Below are 16,462 nucleotides of genomic sequence, written 5' to 3' on the forward strand. Positions count from 1 at the left end.
GTCATCATATTCGTCGTCAGAAAACAAGTATTATGCCATTATTTCAATGAGTTATCTTTTTTTGTCGTGTACAGAGATTTCTGAACATCAATGGTATCAATCGTTTGAGCAATATCTTTTTTCTTTAGCCCATTTCGAGTCACGCTGGCTTGATCATAATCAATATAGCTTTTAATTGGATCAAGCTCACTCATTGCTTCAATTTTAATCGTTGGCATAACCGCAGCCTGAATATTGTTTTCGTTGGCAAGTAGGTACTGCGCTTGTAAGAGCATTAAGCTTAATGCACTAAATCTAAAAATAGGCTTGTGAGAGAGCGTAACATATCGAGATGTCATAAAAATTCCCAACAAAAAATCAGACAAATATTAAGAAAAACTTAAAATATAAAAAACAATACAATATTAATGAAAATAATTATTATTTTTACCATATTTTGCATAATTTCTTTCTCCCAGCTTATTAAGCAGTCAATTTTTACGAAATCATGCTCTTTAATAGCGCATAAATAATTAAAAAATATTTTTTAAATCTGAGGCTTATTTAAGCTAAATTCCATTTTTCTACACAATTTTACATTAGGCTACACACAAAATAATTTGATCTTTCTTTTGGGGTACTTGAATGAAATATCCACTCTATTCTGGGAAATTGAGTGTACTTAGCTCGGCATTACTGAGTATCAGCACTTCAGTTTTCGCCGCTGATAACAACATAACAATACCTACAGAACCAGCAACGCAGGTTTTACCTACCCTATCGTTTAAAGCATCGGCAGAGCCACAGAAACCAAAAGATGATGATATAAGTGCTGTACCTAAAACCATTATCACCCGTGATGAAATGCTACAGTACGGCGATCAATCCGTGATGGATGCATTACGCAGAGCTGCTGGATTTCAACTTCCGACACCTGGACAAGGTCCACGCGGTGGTGGCGGCGCTTCTGGAATGCGTTTCCGTGGTGGAGCTGGTCCAACATTCCTTATCAATGGTGAACCTGTGCAAGGTGGACCACGTGGTGGGATGTCTATTATTGACACGATTACCCCTGAAATGATTGAACGAATTGAAGTCGTGAAGCAGCCAAGTGTTGCTCAAGCGTCTGTTGCGTCATCAGCTGTTATCAACATTATTTTGAAAGAACCTCTCGATAGTCGCATCAGTGGCTCGATAAAAGTAGGTTATGGTAAGTATGAGGATTCTGAGAAACAATCAAAGAGCGAACAAAAAATCAGCCTACAAGCTGACGGTCGTGAAAATCAATGGTCATATAGTATTTCTGCAAATCAAATGTGGGTTGATAACACATCCCTAACCAAAACAGAAACATCAGCGGGTACACGTGAACAATCGCGCACGGTCAATCGAAGCATGCAAATGTTTTCACCTCGCTTGCAATACGATCTCGATGATCAACAAAAATTGATTGCCGAATTATTCTATCGCAACATCAAAATGGATGGTTATTCAGCCAATCAAACGCAAGATGATAAAAATGATAGCATTCGTCTAAATACACGTTATGAACGAAAAGACAAAGACTTAAGCGATAAGATTCGGCTATCCGTTGAACGTCAAACTGAAACTCAACTCACAAGCTCACCACAAAATACCATTTATACCGATGAAACCATTCATGAATATGGCCTCGCTTATGATGGGATGCGTAAATTAGATCCGACTCGTCAAATCAAATTTGGTGTTGATACACGGAGTAGTAATTTAGACAGTAATGTGAGCAATCGTTTAGATGAGCAACGTTATGCTTTATATGCCGAGGGAAACTGGCGTTTTACAGATCGACAAACCATTACGTTGGGCGCGCGCCAAGAATGGTTAAATCGCTCTGGTCTAGTTGATTATCAGGACCAACATATTAGCCCTGTACTTGCTTATCGTTTTGATCTAACCGAACAATGGTCGATTCAAACCAACCTAAGCCAAGCATTTAACAGTCCAAAAACTGATCGTCTCATTCCGAATGTCACTGTTTCTACAGATAGCGATGCTGGTTCATTGAATAATCCTGATCGCGGCGGTAATCCTGACTTAAAACCAGAGAAAACAAGCGCTGTAGAATCAACTCTGGCATATGACTCAGCGAATGGTGGTATGAGTTTAACTGCATATCATCGCGAAATTAAAGATTACATCGAAAAGGTGATTGCGCTTGAAGGGTCACGTTATGTTGAACGTCCACAAAACCAAAATCAAGCAACGACCTATGGTGTTGAACTTTCTGGACGTTATGCACTGAAACAAACGGATGCAGGTCATTCATTTATGCTGAATGGGCAAATATCAACGATTCGTGCAAAAGTTGAAGATGAACAGCACAATGAGCGTTTAGTCAGCGATGTTGCCCCATATAATGCAAGTGCAGGGTTATCTTATAACTTTAAGCCTTGGCAGCTTTCTACCAGTATCAATGTGAGCTATACGCCTGAGTTTACGCGTGGTTTAGATGGTCAACCTTATGATCGAACCACCAATCAACGTTTTGGATTAGACCTCAGTGCAACCAAGCGTTTCACTGGTGGCTGGGCGGCAAGTTTAAATCTCAACAATCTACTCAGTACAGATTATCAAGAACGACTGACCAATCAATCTGACGGTAGTTTATATCAAGCAAGAACAAATCAAGGTATGGCGAGTTTCCAATTCTCTGTTGAGAAAAAGTTCTAACTTTACTGCCTAGGCTAAATTGATTCATCATTAACAAAAGCCAGTTATGAAAATAGCTGGTTTTTTAGATTTCAAAATAGATATTAAAAATCTAACTATGAAAATTTTCGATATTGGGAATACTATGATCTTCATCCTACTTTCATCAGTGCTTAGAGGATAATATGAGAACCGAACTCAAAGCCAAAATCCTACAGGTCTGCGATGAAAAAATTGCAAAAAAAGGCAGTAACGTCAGACTTTCTTTCTATGCTTTTTTGCCAATAAAAATGGTGATCCTGAACACTTAATGGAAGCTGCCCCATTGGTGGATCATTGAACATCGACTTGATCATTTTGAAAAAGCTGACAAGATCAAAGCACTAGTCTTAGCCCAACCCGATTAATCAAACGTCTTAATACACATCGCGTTGATAACGCTGTTGCTGCTTAAGCTGTTCTACCTGTTCATGCCCTAGAATCTCTTTTAGAACTTGATCAACACCGCTCGCCATACCTTGTAAACTACCACAGACATATATCGCTGCGCCTTGTGCAATCCATGCTTGTAATTGAACCGATTGTTTTCTTAGACAATCTTGAATATAGATTTTTTCAGCTTGATCACGTGAAAAAGCATAATCCACATACTCCAGAAAACCATGCTGCTGCCAATAGCGAATCTCTGTGTGGTACAAATGATCAAACTGCTGCTGTCTTTCACCAAAAATCAACCAATTCCGTCTATATCCCCAATGCTCACGTTGGCGTAAATGTGCAACTAGACCTGCGATTCCCGTACCATTGCCAATTAAAATCAGTGGTCGATCATCATGAACTAAGTGAAAACTTGGATTATGACGTATGTTGGCTTGCAGCGATTGGCCTTGCTCCAACCCCACTGTCAACCAACCTGAGCCTAGCCCTAAACCTGATTCAGTCTGTTGCTGTCTCACCACCAATTCAATTAAACCATTCTCAGGTAAGCTTGCAATCGAATACTCCCGCTGAGCTAAGGATTCAAATTGTGTAATCCATTCAGCAAATGAAAGTGATGCGCGAGGTGGTAATTTTCTTAAATTTAAGCGGCGCAGTTGAGGTATGAAATCCACTGCATCTTCTTGCTGTTGTGCTACTAAAAAATTCTGAATATCAATCGTGTTATTTTCACATTGAATTTCTAAAATATCGCCAGATGACCAAACCAAATCTTGTTCAGGAATTAATTGGATTTTATAAATTGCTTCCCCAATACTGCCTCTATTCAAGCATTGGCGATGAGCAAACTTTAATTCTACATGCTCTTTTTCAATAGATAGCGCTGAAAATTGAGTGCTGGTTAACTGCTCCAAGCCAAGCAACCATTGCTCTAAATCACGACTATTGAGCTGATCCACACAAACTATTGGAAATAGAGCTTGAGCTTGTTGCTTCAATAACCATTGTTCTAGTGTTTTCCCAAACTGACAAAAATTCGAGTAACGTTGATCACCCAATGCAAGCACTGAAAATGACAAATGCGATAAATCTAAAGATTGGGACAGAATTTTATGGACAAATGACTGGGCTGCATCAGGTGCATCCCCTTCTCCATAGGTACTCACCACCCATAAAATAAGTTGATGTTGCGTTAAATCAGTAATACTCAGTTCTTGAATATTTCGAATTGCAGTGCGATGATCAATTAAACGCAATTGTTCAGCGGTGTGATTTGCCCAAGATTCAGCATGCCCCGATTGACTGGCATACACCACTAAATAAGCAGGATGATCTTGATTCGTTTTTTGCTTCGCATGACCTTGTTGCCATACCAACCAAACAATTATAAAAAGATGTAGACTCAATAATATTGCCAATATCACAATAATCGTCAGTACAGCTTGAGTCATCCTTTCACCCTTAAATGGCAGACCAAATGAGCAAAATAATTGCCGATAAACTACATGCCGTTAAAAGCAGATGTGTCACTAGACGGGTTTTAATGGTCAGAAACAGAATATAACCAGCCAACGATAATAAAATAATGATGATTGCACTGATATCAATTAACCAATGCCAAGCCGCTCCAACATTTTTCCCACGATGCAGATCATTCAATAGTGAAACCGTAGTGGCTGGTTTCTGTGTCATCTCAACATCACCATTGTCGAGCAACACCCATAAGTCTGTTGAACCTGCTGGGCTTTCAAGACGAATCATGACTTCACCATCCATCACTTCGCTACTTTTATAACGACCAATTAAAGGCTGTTTTGTACGAACATATTCAATAATACTTTGACTTGGATTCTCTTGTTTTTGCAGAGACTCAACCAGTGTTGGCGGTAAAGTGAATGTGGTGGTTTGCTCTTCATTTTTTGATTTAAACCAATCAGGATTATTGAGAAATAAACCTGTAGCAGCAAAGAAGATCAAAACGATAAAGGCAAAGGCAGAAAGCCAACCATGCACATAGCGTGCATGGCGGTAAAAATCACGGCGTTGATACAAGGGACTAGCCTCATAAATGGAGTGATGCTAGAAATTAAGCACCACGTTGGAAATTCAATTTAACTGTACCAATTTCTGCTTGAGCAGGCAGCGTTTGTGTTGCAGCTTTTGGTGTGACATTCAATTCAATAGTTTGATAAGAATGATCACCATGCTCACGCGAGGTTTCAATATGGATAATATATTTACCTGCATTCACTATTTTACCCGCTTCGTCTTTACCATCCCAAGCCAACTTATACTGTCCTGGTTGACGTGAAGGTTTTGCAACAGCATCTAAGTTTGGCATTTGACGACCATATCGACGCCACCAAACATAGTTAGAGTTAATCCACTTCTCATCTTTACCCCAGACAGCCAGTGTACGCACAATCTTTTTATCGCTATCTGTAACCCAAACTGACACATAAGGTGCACGGTAGTTATCTACTGCGATTTTTGGAATATTCACTTCTAACTGAGCTTGGTAGCCTTTTGGCCAAGCTGTTGCTGCGCCATTCGCCGCAACATGACGCATTAGAGCAGGTTGATTGGCATCTAATAATGATGACCAGCCTGAACTTTGATAACGTGTGCCGTCAGTTGCAACAAGTTGAGCTTCATAACCGACGAGTTGTTCAATCAGTTGCATCCCTTCATGCGCAGGCATTGCGGTTAATGCTGTTGCTAAAGCATCTGAATCAGCAGCACATTGTCCAACCACAACACATTGTTCAACGTTTTGAATCGGTTGTCCTGTATGTGGATTTAACAAATGTGATTGATCTGCGAACCCACGATAGCCTTGACCACTAAAAGCTACAGCTTGATCTTTCAGTTTGAGTACCTGAGTTGGTGCAACATTATCAAAACGTTCATTTGGGTCTTGTACACCAACTTTCCAACCCGCTTGTTGAGGTGATTGCCCCCATACACGCATATCGCCACCAATATCGATCAGAATACCTTGTAAATGTGGCACTGCTTGTTTAGCTGCTAACAAAGCACGGTCAATCACATAGCCTTTAGCGTAAGCATCAGGGGCGATTTTAATAGCTGATGCCGTTTTAATTTGTTTGGTTACAGGATTCAGTTCAATACTTTGCGTCTGTAACTGTCGCAATAAAGATTCTTGAGTATTGTCATCCAAGCGTTGGACTTGATTGCTATTTTCCCATAATTGGATCAATTGCCCCAAACGTGCATCAAAACCGCCACACGTTGCACTGCGCCACTGTTCACAAGCTGCGATAACATCATAAAGCTCAGATGAAGCAAAAATTTGCTGCTCACGATTTAATTGGCTGATTTCACTATCATCACGCCAAACAGAAAGAATCTGATCAAGCCTCGCAATTTCTATTTGAATTGCTTGTAAAGCTTTTTCTGCATCTTGTTGCTGAGATGTAGTGACTACAACATCTAAAGATGTGCCTAACACATGATCTTGATGAAAACGATAACTTGGTAATTGGATTGGCGCGGATAATTGATGTGCATCTTTTATATTTATACTTAGTTCATCTGCTTGAGTCGCCGTAAATGGGGACATCAAAACTGTTAACGCAGCCATCAACGGAGATAAACGAAAAATTATCTGTATTGGACGAAAAATTTGTTGAGTTGATGACATACGGGGATTCCATTTTCCAAGATTTACTTAAAATCTACTGGTCGCTCAATTAAAGTAATGCTCTTCTTCTATCTCAATACTTAACTTAGACTACGATATAATTTGATCAAATTTTTCAATAAAATCAATAATATTAATCTGCATAAAAACTTAAGTTAAAAGAAAGGAATAACTTTTTAATCATCAACTTAGTTTTTGAACATGACGATTAAAAATTTATCGAAATAATATTGCAATTGATACTCGTTATCAAGTAGATTGTGGCAAATCTTTTGCATTTTTGTATATTTCTCTTTTAAGGAATTTTTCATGCGTCATTTGATTACGACTGGATTACTCGCGCTGTTACCAACCTTGAGTTTTGCTCATACTGCCAGCCCATTTTTACTGCCTGAAGTCTTCGATAGCAAATCTGACAGTGTGAGCTTTCAAAGTGGTATTACAGTAGAAAAATTCTTTGTCGCAAGTAGAAATTTTAAAACCAGCTATCAAGTCACAACGCCTGAAGGTAAAACTGAATCTTTCAATGCAGCAGCTGAACTCAAAAAGTTTAATATCGCTGAATTCAATTTAACCAATGATGGTACCTATCGCATTCGCACAAAAGAAGCGACTGGTAATCCAACTAAATATGCTCAAGTTGACGGGCGTTGGTTACGTGTTCGTCCATCACGACCTGCAAATGCTGCACCTATGCAACCTCAAGCAAATGCTGAACAAAAAGCACCTCAGCAAGCAAGCCAACCACCACGTTTTGTGACAGAAGATCAAATCCCGGCTAATGCAAAAATACTTCAAACAACAAACTATTATCTTACTGAAAGCTTTGTGACAAAAGGCAAACCAAGCCCAATTCCACAAGTTGAAAATAAAGGTTTTGAATTTAAGTTTTTAACACACCCAAATGAATTATTTGCTGGTGAATCACTTAAAGCACAAGTTTTAATGGATGGCAAAGCTGTTCCTAACTTAGAAGTTGATGTCTTTAAAGGTGCGAGCAGCTATCAACCCAATGCTAAACGTGAACAACCGCACGTGAAAACCAATGCAAAAGGTGAAGTCGAGATTAAATTTAGCGAAGCAGGCATTTATTTAATTACCGCGACTTATCCAGAAGCGAATAGTGACAATACCAAACCACCTGTTGCTCAAACATACACGTATAGTGTTACTGTAGAAGTGACTGAATAATTAAAATCTATCTTGGAAATGGCTGTTTTAAGCAGCCATTTCTAAAAATATTCCCTCAATCTTACCCTTCGAATAAATAGTGGGTTTCATCATAAGCAATGGACTGTCATTCTTTTTTTACTTGGACAAAATAAAAAACCAATTACTGATGGATAAAGAATTGATCGAGGTTTTTACGAAATATAAGATTAACCAATTTAACATTTCACCGTACAATAGCAATTCGGGTGAATACTATATGGAATGAAAAAATACCCAGCCTACGTTTAGTGTTTAACTTGTTTAGTCAAAAGCTCATGCTAGACCTATTTAAAGCCAACTCCTTTCTAATGTTAATCAGGTAAATGGATAGTGGCATCAATAATACATAAAATATATTTGACAGCCTAAAATTAGCTGCTCTCCATTCAAACAAAGCATACTCTTGTGCTCTATACTCATTGAAAGAAATTTCCCCATTCAAAAATGGAATAAACCAACGAATAAAATAAAAATAAGGCGGGAACAACATAAAAATAATATAAATGATCGTTGGTAAAAATAAGTGATTACGAACTTTTCTTAAGTAAAGAGCCAAGCTAAAAAAATAAAATAGTGATAGGAAGAAAGGATCTCCATAAATAGTTCCAACCAAAGCAGGCACTAACAAAACGATCCAAGCAATAAAAACCACAAATTTAGACATTGCTAAATAGTTTAATAATTTGCTCATTCAACATCCCTCTAAGATGCATTATAAAATAAAAACAGATACTTAAATTGCTTTTATGGGGTAAAATCCTAGACACCATTAACTAGGTTTGAGATTTTCTCAGACTGTAAGAACGAGTTTAAGTATCTTCCCTTTTAGATTTAAACTCAATGCATTTCTATCTTGAAAAGAACAGCGTATATTGTTTTAAAACTCGTTCTTAGCTTATTGATTATCATAAGGCTTTTGAAACTGTCGCACCTCATGTTTGAATTCGCCATCACATGACCAGCAACCAAAATGCGAATTGGTGTGTCACTAAACCTTGGTTCGATTATATTATGGGAACGCGTGTTTTAACTGATGTATCGCATACGGAAACTAACCCTCTAGCCATCAAAATCCCATTATGGTTAGAAAAAAAGTGAATCGTCTTGCTCGCCGTGCATTACCTAAAGCCTATGCAAAAATTGATGCGAATACTACTAGATCAGCAGAATGTAAAACAAGGGATTGAAGTGGCGCTTTAAGAATAAAACCGAACGAGATTTGCATTCGGTTTTTTATTGCCGCAAATTAATGTGAACTACTTTTCGACAATAAGTTTAAGATCAGCACACCACTCATAATCAATGCAATGCCAACAATTCCCCAGACATCCAGTTTCTGGTCAAATACAATCCAAGCTACAGTCGTAATGAGGACAATCCCGACACCCGACCATACCGCATAAGCAATACCAACGGGAATTGTTTTCAATGTGAGAGATAAACAATAAAATGCAATCATATAACCGAGTACAACAACAATAGATGCCATCGGCTTTGTAAACCCTTCACTACTTTTTAAAGCAGAAGTAGCAATCACTTCAGCAACAATTGCGATAAATAAAATGAGCCAATTCTTCATTCAATTTCCCATAGATAAATGGTTAAGCACAAAATTAAAAAAAAATACCCTCTTATAAAAAGAGGGTATTTTTAACACGTAACTTTATACAAGAATTATGCTGATTTCTTCGCCATATTGTTTTTACGAATGGTGATCATCAATAATTGTACTGCTGCGGGAGTCACACCTGGGATACGACTCGCTTGTGCCAAAGTTTCTGGACGAACTGTTTTTAACTTCAAGGTGATTTCACGTGACAAACCTGAAATCCCCTCATATTCAAAATCAGCAGGAATTCGGGTTTCTTCTAGACGTTTCAATTGTGCAACATCTTCATGTTGACGGTTGATATAACCTTCGTATTTCACCGCAATTTCGATTTGCTCACCCACTTGCTCTGAAACTTCAGAACCCGTTAATTCTGCAATTTGACTGAAATTGATATTTGGACGTTTCAATAAATCAATCGCACTACATTCTTTACTAAGATCAGCACCCGTCATTTCAACGAATTTTTTACCCATTGGATTGTTTGGCGCAGCCCATAAATGTTGTAAACGAGAAGTTTCGCGCTCAACTGCTTCCATTTTTTCGCTATATGCAGCCCAACGCTCATCATCCACTAAGCCAAGCTCACGACCAATAGAGGTTAAACGCTGATCGGCATTATCCTCACGCAACATCAAACGATATTCAGCACGAGAAGTAAACATACGGTACGGTTCTTTGGTTCCCAATGTAATCAGGTCATCAACCAATACGCCCATATAAGCTTGATCACGTTTTGGTGTCCACTCTTCTTGTTCCCACGCACGGCGTGCAGCGTTTAAGCCTGCAAGCAAGCCCTGTGCACCCGCTTCTTCATAACCTGTCGTACCGTTGATTTGACCCGCAAAGTACAGATTTTGAATCGCTTTGGTTTCAAGTGTAAATTTCAATGCTTGTGGATTGAAATAGTCATATTCAATCGCATAGCCCGGACGCAAGATATGCGCATTTTCCATACCACGGATCGAACGAACTAAATTGAACTGTACGTCAAATGGTAAAGAAGTCGAAATTCCGTTTGGATAAAGTTCATGGGTATCCAAGCCTTCTGGCTCCAAGAACACTTGATGTGAATCTTTATCAGCAAAACGGTGAATTTTATCTTCAATTGATGGACAATAACGTGGGCCTACGCCTTCAATTACACCCGTATACATAGGTGAACGATCTAGACCACCACGAATAATTTCATGGGTTTTTTCACTGGTGTGGGTAATATAGCAATTCACCTGTTCAGGATGCATAGATGCATCACCCATAAATGACATTACAGGCGATGGGAAATCACCTGGCTGCGGCGTCATAACAGAGAAATCAACTGTACGGGCATCAATACGCGGTGGTGTACCTGTTTTTAAACGGCCTACTGGCAATTTAAGTTCACGCAAACGATGAGCTAATGCAATTGACGGTGGATCGCCCGCACGACCACCACTTGAGTTTTGTAGACCAACGTGGATCACACCGCCCAAGAAAGTACCTGTCGTCAATACCACAGTTTTGGTATCAAAACGGATGCCCATTTGGGTTACAACGCCTTTAACGGTATCGCCTTCAACAATCAAATCATCCGCAGCTTGTTGGAAAATATCTAGATTCGCTTGATTTTCTAAAGTATCACGAATTGCAGCTTTATAACGAACACGGTCAGCCTGTGCACGTGTTGCACGAACAGCCGCACCTTTACGTGAATTGAGAATACGGAACTGAATACCACCTTTATCCGCAGCAAGTGCCATTGCACCACCGAGTGCATCAATCTCGCGGACAAGGTGTGATTTACCAATACCACCGATTGCAGGGTTACAGCTCATCTGCCCCAAAGTTTCAATATTATGCGTCAACAATAATGTTTGTCTTCCCATACGAGCAGCAGCAAGCGCCGCTTCCGTACCAGCGTGACCGCCACCAATTACGATAACGTCGTAAACTTTAGGATAGTGCATAGTGGTAAATGTGTATTCAAAAAATGACAGAGTATTATACAGGATTTTTCATATTAAGTTGACAAAAACCGTCAATATTCTTATTCACTAGAAATCAATGGTTTGTATACAAAACACACAAAAAGAAACCTTCTGTTGCATTTTTCTCCAATGGTTAACAAAGCGCCACACAATCATTAACCTGATCACCACTGTTTTAGTGAATGAATTTCTTATTCTAGTTAATGCATAAAATACTTTAGGAAAATGATATGAACAAAAAGCTTTTAATTTCATCGTTTCTTTGTAGCCTATGTTTAGCTGTAACTGCACAGGTAAATGCTAAATCGACTGTTGATGCTCAAACTCAAAAGTATCAACAAGTTTGTAAAAGCAAAAAACAAGGTGATATGGTTTCTTTTGCTTATAAAGGTGTTGTTTATAACGGTACATGTGAACCGAATGAATCTGGAAAACTAGCATTCCAGCCACCGATGCCTGCTAACAACGCGACACCTGAAACTCAAAGCAAAATTTCAGAAACTCAGTCCGCACCTCGTCCAGTAAGTTCAGTCCAAACACCATAGACTTATCAAATAGGAAAATTATAAATATTTAAAATGATAAAAGAATGTGACCTAAGCACATTCTTTTATCCTATTTGATGTGATCAACACACTAAATTCAAAAAAAAGATCTTAAAATTGTAATCTGCCTATTTTATAATCCCTTTAGACTAGCTGAATCTATTACAATAACCCCAAATACATTTACTTAGGTTTTCCTGTGAACTGGCTACAAATTCATATTACCGTTGATCAAGATCAAGTTGAGCTTACTGAAACACTGCTTCTCTCTCTAGGTGCTGTGAGTGTGACTTTGGATGATGCTGAAGATCAGGCACTTCTTGAACCATTACCGGGTGAAACGCCACTATGGAATAAAGTTATTGTTACTGGAATTTATCAACAAGAAGAAGATGATCCTATCGATGTTGATACCTTAGAAGCTTTCCTCAAGGCGCAGCTTCCTAACGTTCCGATGCGTCATGAATATTTAGAAAATCAAGTATGGGAACGCGCATGGATGGACTATTACGAACCAATCCAAATTGGCGAGAAATACTGGATCGTACCTGAGTGGTTAGAACCACCTGAAGCTGATGCAACAAATATTAAACTTGATCCAGGTCTTGCTTTTGGTACAGGTAACCATGCAAGCACTTTCTTGTGCCTACAGTGGTTGGGTAAAACCGACGTAAAAGATAAAATCGTCATTGACTATGGCTGTGGTTCGGGCATTTTAGGCGTTGCAGCTTTATTGCTTGGTGCTAAAAAAGTTTATGCCACTGATATCGATCCTCAAGCAGTATTGGCTACAAAACAAAATGCAGAATTAAATGGTGTACTTGAGCGTCTTTATGTAGGATTACCTGAAGAGTTTGAGCAAGAATTCAAACAACAACAAGCGGATATACTTGTCGCGAATATTTTAGCGGCACCGCTCATGGCACTTGCGCCTGAATTCTCAACTTTATTGAAAAATGAGGGTGAATTCGCACTTGCTGGTGTAATCGAAGAGCAAGTTGCTGATGTTTCTAGTGTTTATTCTGAATTTTTTGATATATTACAAATCGAAAAACGTGAAGAGAACTGGTGTCGCATCTCAGGAAAACGTAAAACAACAATTTGAGAAATTTGTTCCTTATGAGTGAAAAACAAACCCGCTGCCCTAAATGCTCAACCGTGTATAAAGTAAGCCTTTCACAACTTAGCGTTGCACAGGGCATGGTTTGTTGCCCAAAATGTATCATTAATTTTAATGCTTTAACGAATCTAATAGATTCTGAAACCGCTGACACGACCTTAACACCACCAAATCGTTCATTATTTTCTTCGATTCAACCCGATAGTTCTTTTGCTGAGAAGCAAATGCAAATTTTGAGTATTTTTGATCAGAAAATTGAAAACTCAAATATTGATTTATTGACTTATTTAAATAATTTAAATTACTTTAATACTGAACCTGTTACGGCATTGCCTAATTTGAACTTATCAGAAGATAACTTATTAATCCTCCATGAACAAAATCATAAACAACATGGCTGGCTTTATTACACATTGTGGGGATTAGGCAATATTGCATTAATTTTAGTTTTTGCTTTTCAGATTTTATGGTTCAATCCAAAACTCATGCATGATAGTCCAGCATTGAATCAAATCTTTAACTATGCTTGCAGTGTAGTAACGTGCAAAATAAAGAATGAACAGTATAAATTTCTTAGTTTTGAAAAAGTAAAAATTAAACGTGTAGGAAAAGATGAAACAAGCTTCACGGGTGTATTAGTAAACCGTCACAAAGATAGTCTTGTGATCCCCTCTATTAAAGTGATTCTAAAAGAAAATGGAGAAATCATCACCGATATCACGCTAAAGCCACAGGATTATTTAGTGGATAGTTTAAAAAGCATCCAAAGAATCCCAACGAATAGCCCTTTTAGATTCGAATTTATAGTGCCAAAGAGTAAAAATAGCTTCGATGATTATAGTTTAGAAATTGTACAGCCTTAAAAGCGTAGAAAAATGACAAAAAAATAAAAAAAAGTGCAGTTAATTTGCTCACTTTTTCGCAGACAGTGGTATGATACGCGCCACGAATGCTTAACCCACTTACTCCTCGTTATTTATAGACAATAAAATCGTTAAACGAACTGTGCTTCTAACACATAAGCGCATTGTTGGTTTTTTTTGTTTTTGAAAGTAGGCTGTAACAAATATTTAACTATTGTTACGCTTATTTTTTACACAAATCGAGGATTTGTGGCAAGCTAATAGTCCCTTTGTTTTAGAGTCACTGTTTTAGGATCTAAAACAGGACTCAGTAATTTAGACCACATTTATATATCACTTTATCCAAGTGGTATTTTGATTTTTCGGATTAACACGCATGAATAGCAAATCTCCTATTTTTACGGCTCAATCTGATGTCGCTCTTCGCATCCATGTAGATCGCGCAGTTCGTCATTATTTTGCACAATTGCAAGGTGAGCAACCATCTCAAGTTTATGACATGGTTTTAGCAGAAATGGAGAAACCTCTTTTATCTGTGGTCTTAGAATACACTCGTGGCAATCAAACGCGCGCTGCTGAGATTTTAGGCCTTAACCGCGGAACTTTACGTAAAAAGTTAAAAGCTCACGGTTTAATGAGTGAATAATTGATAAAATGCTCACGTTCTCGTGGGCATTTTTTTTGCCTTTTATTTTTAATCTGTAGACTTCAAACTGTTGACTAAAATCATGACTATCAAACGTGCTTTAATCTCTGTTTCCGATAAAACTGGAATCGTTGAATTTGCTCAAAATCTTGCAGCTCTAGGGGTAGAAATTTTATCTACGGGCGGTACATATAAGTTGCTTAAAGACAACAATATCGCTGTAGTAGAAGTTTCTGAACATACAGGTTTTCCTGAAATGATGGATGGTCGTGTTAAGACACTACATCCAAAAATTCATGGTGGTATTTTAGCTCGTCGTGGTCTGGACGAAGCTGTAATGCAAGAACACAATATCGATGCAATTGATCTTGTGGTAGTAAACCTTTATCCATTTGCTGCAACAGTTGCTAAACCAAATTGCTCACTTGCAGATGCTATTGAGAACATCGACATTGGTGGTCCAACAATGGTGCGTGCAGCAGCAAAGAACCATGCTTCTGTGGGTATTATTGTAAATGCTTCTGACTATGATTTAGTTGTTGCTGAATTAAAAGATCATGGTGCACTTTCTTACGAGACTCGTTTCGACTTAGCGGTAAAAGCGTTTGAGCACACAGCACAATATGATGGCATGATTGCATCTTATCTTGGTGCTCGTGTTGGCAAAGCTGAGGGTGAAGCAGATTTATTCCCTCGCACGTTCAATACCCAACTTAATAAAGCTCAAGATTTGCGTTATGGTGAGAATCCTCATCAAAATGCAGCATTCTATGTTGAAGCAAATGCTAAAGAAGCATCAGTTTCAACTGCGAAACAATTACAAGGCAAAGAATTGTCTTATAACAATATTGCAGATACAGATGCAGCACTTGAGTGTGTTAAATCATTTGCAAAACCTGCTTGTGTCATCGTTAAACATGCAAACCCATGTGGTGTTGCAGTTTCATTAGACGGTATTAAAGCGGCTTATGATCTTGCTTATGCAACTGATCCTGAATCTGCATTTGGTGGCATCATTGCATTCAACCGTGAATTAGACGTTGCAACTGCACAGGCCATTGTGGATCGCCAATTTGTTGAAGTGATTATTGCACCAAGTATTGCTGAAGGCGTACTTGAAGTTACTGGCGCGAAAAAGAATGTACGCGTATTAGTCTGTGGTGAACTTCCTGCAATCGATGCACGTACCGCTCAACTTGACTATAAACGCGTGAATGGTGGTTTGTTAGTTCAAGATCAAGATTTAGGTATGATCACCAAAGATGATCTTAAAGTGGTAACTAAACGCGCACCAACTGAACAAGAAATTGATGATCTTATCTTTGCTTGGAAAGTAGCAAAATATGTGAAATCAAATGCGATTGTTTATGCTAAAAATCGTCAAACGATTGGTGTAGGTGCAGGTCAAATGAGCCGAGTAAATTCTGCTCGTATTGCTGCAATCAAAGCTGAACATGCTGGCTTAGTGGTTGAAGGTGCGGTCATGGCATCTGATGCATTCTTCCCATTCCGTGATGGTATTGATAATGCGGCTAAAGCTGGCATTAAATGTATTATCCAACCGGGTGGTTCTATGCGCGATGAAGAAACAATTGCAGCCGCTGATGAGGCTGGTATCGCAATGGTATTCACGGGTATGCGTCACTTCCGTCATTAATACCCCCTAAGTCCCTCTTTCTTGCGACATCTAAATCGCATCCTAGGGGGACTTTTTTATTCTGAACAGGTATA

The 16,462-nt window shown here is 38.6% G+C and carries 13 protein-coding genes and 3 pseudogenes; 9 read left to right on the top strand and 7 right to left on the bottom strand.

All coding sequences use genetic code 11. The features are described from left to right. Window positions 1-77 precede the first annotated feature (77 nt). Window positions 78-338, bottom strand: a pseudogene (locus CDG56_RS01915) (TonB-dependent siderophore receptor); the annotation flags it as partial. 286 nt (window positions 339-624) lie between these two features. Between CDG56_RS01915 and CDG56_RS01920 the strand changes: the two are divergent. Beyond that, window positions 625-2,688: a TonB-dependent receptor plug domain-containing protein gene (locus CDG56_RS01920; RefSeq protein WP_087546777.1), complete on the top strand. Its 2,064-nt coding sequence runs from the start codon at window positions 625-627 to the stop codon at window positions 2,686-2,688. A gap of 164 nt (window positions 2,689-2,852) precedes the next feature. Continuing rightward, a pseudogene (locus tag CDG56_RS17210) lies at window positions 2,853-3,074 on the top strand (DUF6500 family protein). A 9-nt stretch (window positions 3,075-3,083) separates the two neighbouring features. Here the strand turns inward: CDG56_RS17210 and CDG56_RS01930 are convergent. The 3 genes from CDG56_RS01930 to CDG56_RS01940 are packed head-to-tail and all read right to left on the bottom strand — an operon-like array spanning window position 3,084 to window position 6,769. Continuing rightward, window positions 3,084-4,556: a sulfite reductase subunit alpha gene (locus CDG56_RS01930; protein ID WP_087546778.1), complete on the bottom strand. Its 1,473-nt coding sequence runs from the start codon at window positions 4,554-4,556 to the stop codon at window positions 3,084-3,086. A 10-nt stretch (window positions 4,557-4,566) separates the two neighbouring features. Then, the gene (locus tag CDG56_RS01935) at window positions 4,567-5,157 is read right to left on the bottom strand and encodes a PepSY-associated TM helix domain-containing protein (protein ID WP_087546779.1); all 591 of its coding nucleotides are present in this window, start codon (window positions 5,155-5,157) and stop codon (window positions 4,567-4,569) included. 34 nt (window positions 5,158-5,191) lie between these two features. Continuing rightward, on the bottom strand, window positions 5,192-6,769 hold the full coding sequence (locus CDG56_RS01940; RefSeq protein ID WP_087544242.1) for a DUF2271 domain-containing protein: 1,578 nt from the start codon (window positions 6,767-6,769) through the stop codon (window positions 5,192-5,194). A gap of 309 nt (window positions 6,770-7,078) precedes the next feature. On the opposite strand from CDG56_RS01940, the gene CDG56_RS01945 reads away from it, so the two are divergent. Then, complete coding sequence (locus CDG56_RS01945) at window positions 7,079-7,960, top strand: DUF4198 domain-containing protein (protein WP_087546780.1); 882 nt, start codon at window positions 7,079-7,081, stop codon at window positions 7,958-7,960. 286 nt (window positions 7,961-8,246) lie between these two features. Here the strand turns inward: CDG56_RS01945 and CDG56_RS01950 are convergent, their stop codons facing one another. Next, entirely contained in the window at window positions 8,247-8,672 is a 426-nt protein-coding gene (locus tag CDG56_RS01950; RefSeq protein WP_087546781.1) for a hypothetical protein, read from the bottom strand. A gap of 257 nt (window positions 8,673-8,929) precedes the next feature. Between CDG56_RS01950 and CDG56_RS01955 the strand changes: the two are divergent. Continuing rightward, window positions 8,930-9,181: pseudogene (locus CDG56_RS01955) on the top strand (hypothetical protein); the annotation flags it as partial. 46 nt (window positions 9,182-9,227) lie between these two features. Here the strand turns inward: CDG56_RS01955 and CDG56_RS01960 are convergent. Then, complete coding sequence (locus CDG56_RS01960; RefSeq protein WP_087546782.1) at window positions 9,228-9,560, bottom strand: DMT family transporter; 333 nt, start codon at window positions 9,558-9,560, stop codon at window positions 9,228-9,230. Window positions 9,561-9,655: 95 nt separating this feature from the next. Further along, entirely contained in the window at window positions 9,656-11,536 is a 1,881-nt protein-coding gene (gene mnmG, locus CDG56_RS01965) for a tRNA uridine-5-carboxymethylaminomethyl(34) synthesis enzyme MnmG (protein WP_087536076.1), read from the bottom strand. 251 nt (window positions 11,537-11,787) lie between these two features. Here mnmG and CDG56_RS01970 point away from each other — a divergent pair, with 251 nt between their 5' ends. The 5 genes from CDG56_RS01970 to purH all read left to right on the top strand — a co-directional run bounded on the left by CDG56_RS01970 (window position 11,788) and on the right by purH (window position 16,388). After that, window positions 11,788-12,102: a hypothetical protein gene (locus CDG56_RS01970; RefSeq protein WP_087546783.1), complete on the top strand. Its 315-nt coding sequence runs from the start codon at window positions 11,788-11,790 to the stop codon at window positions 12,100-12,102. A 199-nt stretch (window positions 12,103-12,301) separates the two neighbouring features. Beyond that, window positions 12,302-13,207: a 50S ribosomal protein L11 methyltransferase gene (prmA, locus tag CDG56_RS01975; RefSeq protein WP_050041886.1), complete on the top strand. Its 906-nt coding sequence runs from the start codon at window positions 12,302-12,304 to the stop codon at window positions 13,205-13,207. Window positions 13,208-13,221: 14 nt separating this feature from the next. Beyond that, window positions 13,222-14,085 (top strand): DUF3426 domain-containing protein, encoded by an 864-nt coding sequence (locus CDG56_RS01980; RefSeq protein ID WP_087546784.1) that lies wholly within the window; start codon window positions 13,222-13,224, stop codon window positions 14,083-14,085. A 376-nt stretch (window positions 14,086-14,461) separates the two neighbouring features. Then, window positions 14,462-14,731 carry a DNA-binding transcriptional regulator Fis gene (fis, locus tag CDG56_RS01985; RefSeq protein WP_001086304.1) on the top strand — a complete coding sequence of 90 codons (270 nt, stop codon included), beginning with the start codon at window positions 14,462-14,464 and terminating at the stop codon, window positions 14,729-14,731. Between the two features lie 82 nt (window positions 14,732-14,813). Further along, a complete protein-coding gene (gene purH / locus CDG56_RS01990; RefSeq protein ID WP_087546785.1) occupies window positions 14,814-16,388 on the top strand; it encodes a bifunctional phosphoribosylaminoimidazolecarboxamide formyltransferase/IMP cyclohydrolase in 1,575 nt (524 codons plus the stop codon). Window positions 16,389-16,462: the final 74 nt, after the last annotated feature.

The organism is Acinetobacter sp. WCHA39, assembly GCF_002165385.1.
GTDB lineage: Bacteria > Pseudomonadota > Gammaproteobacteria > Pseudomonadales > Moraxellaceae > Acinetobacter.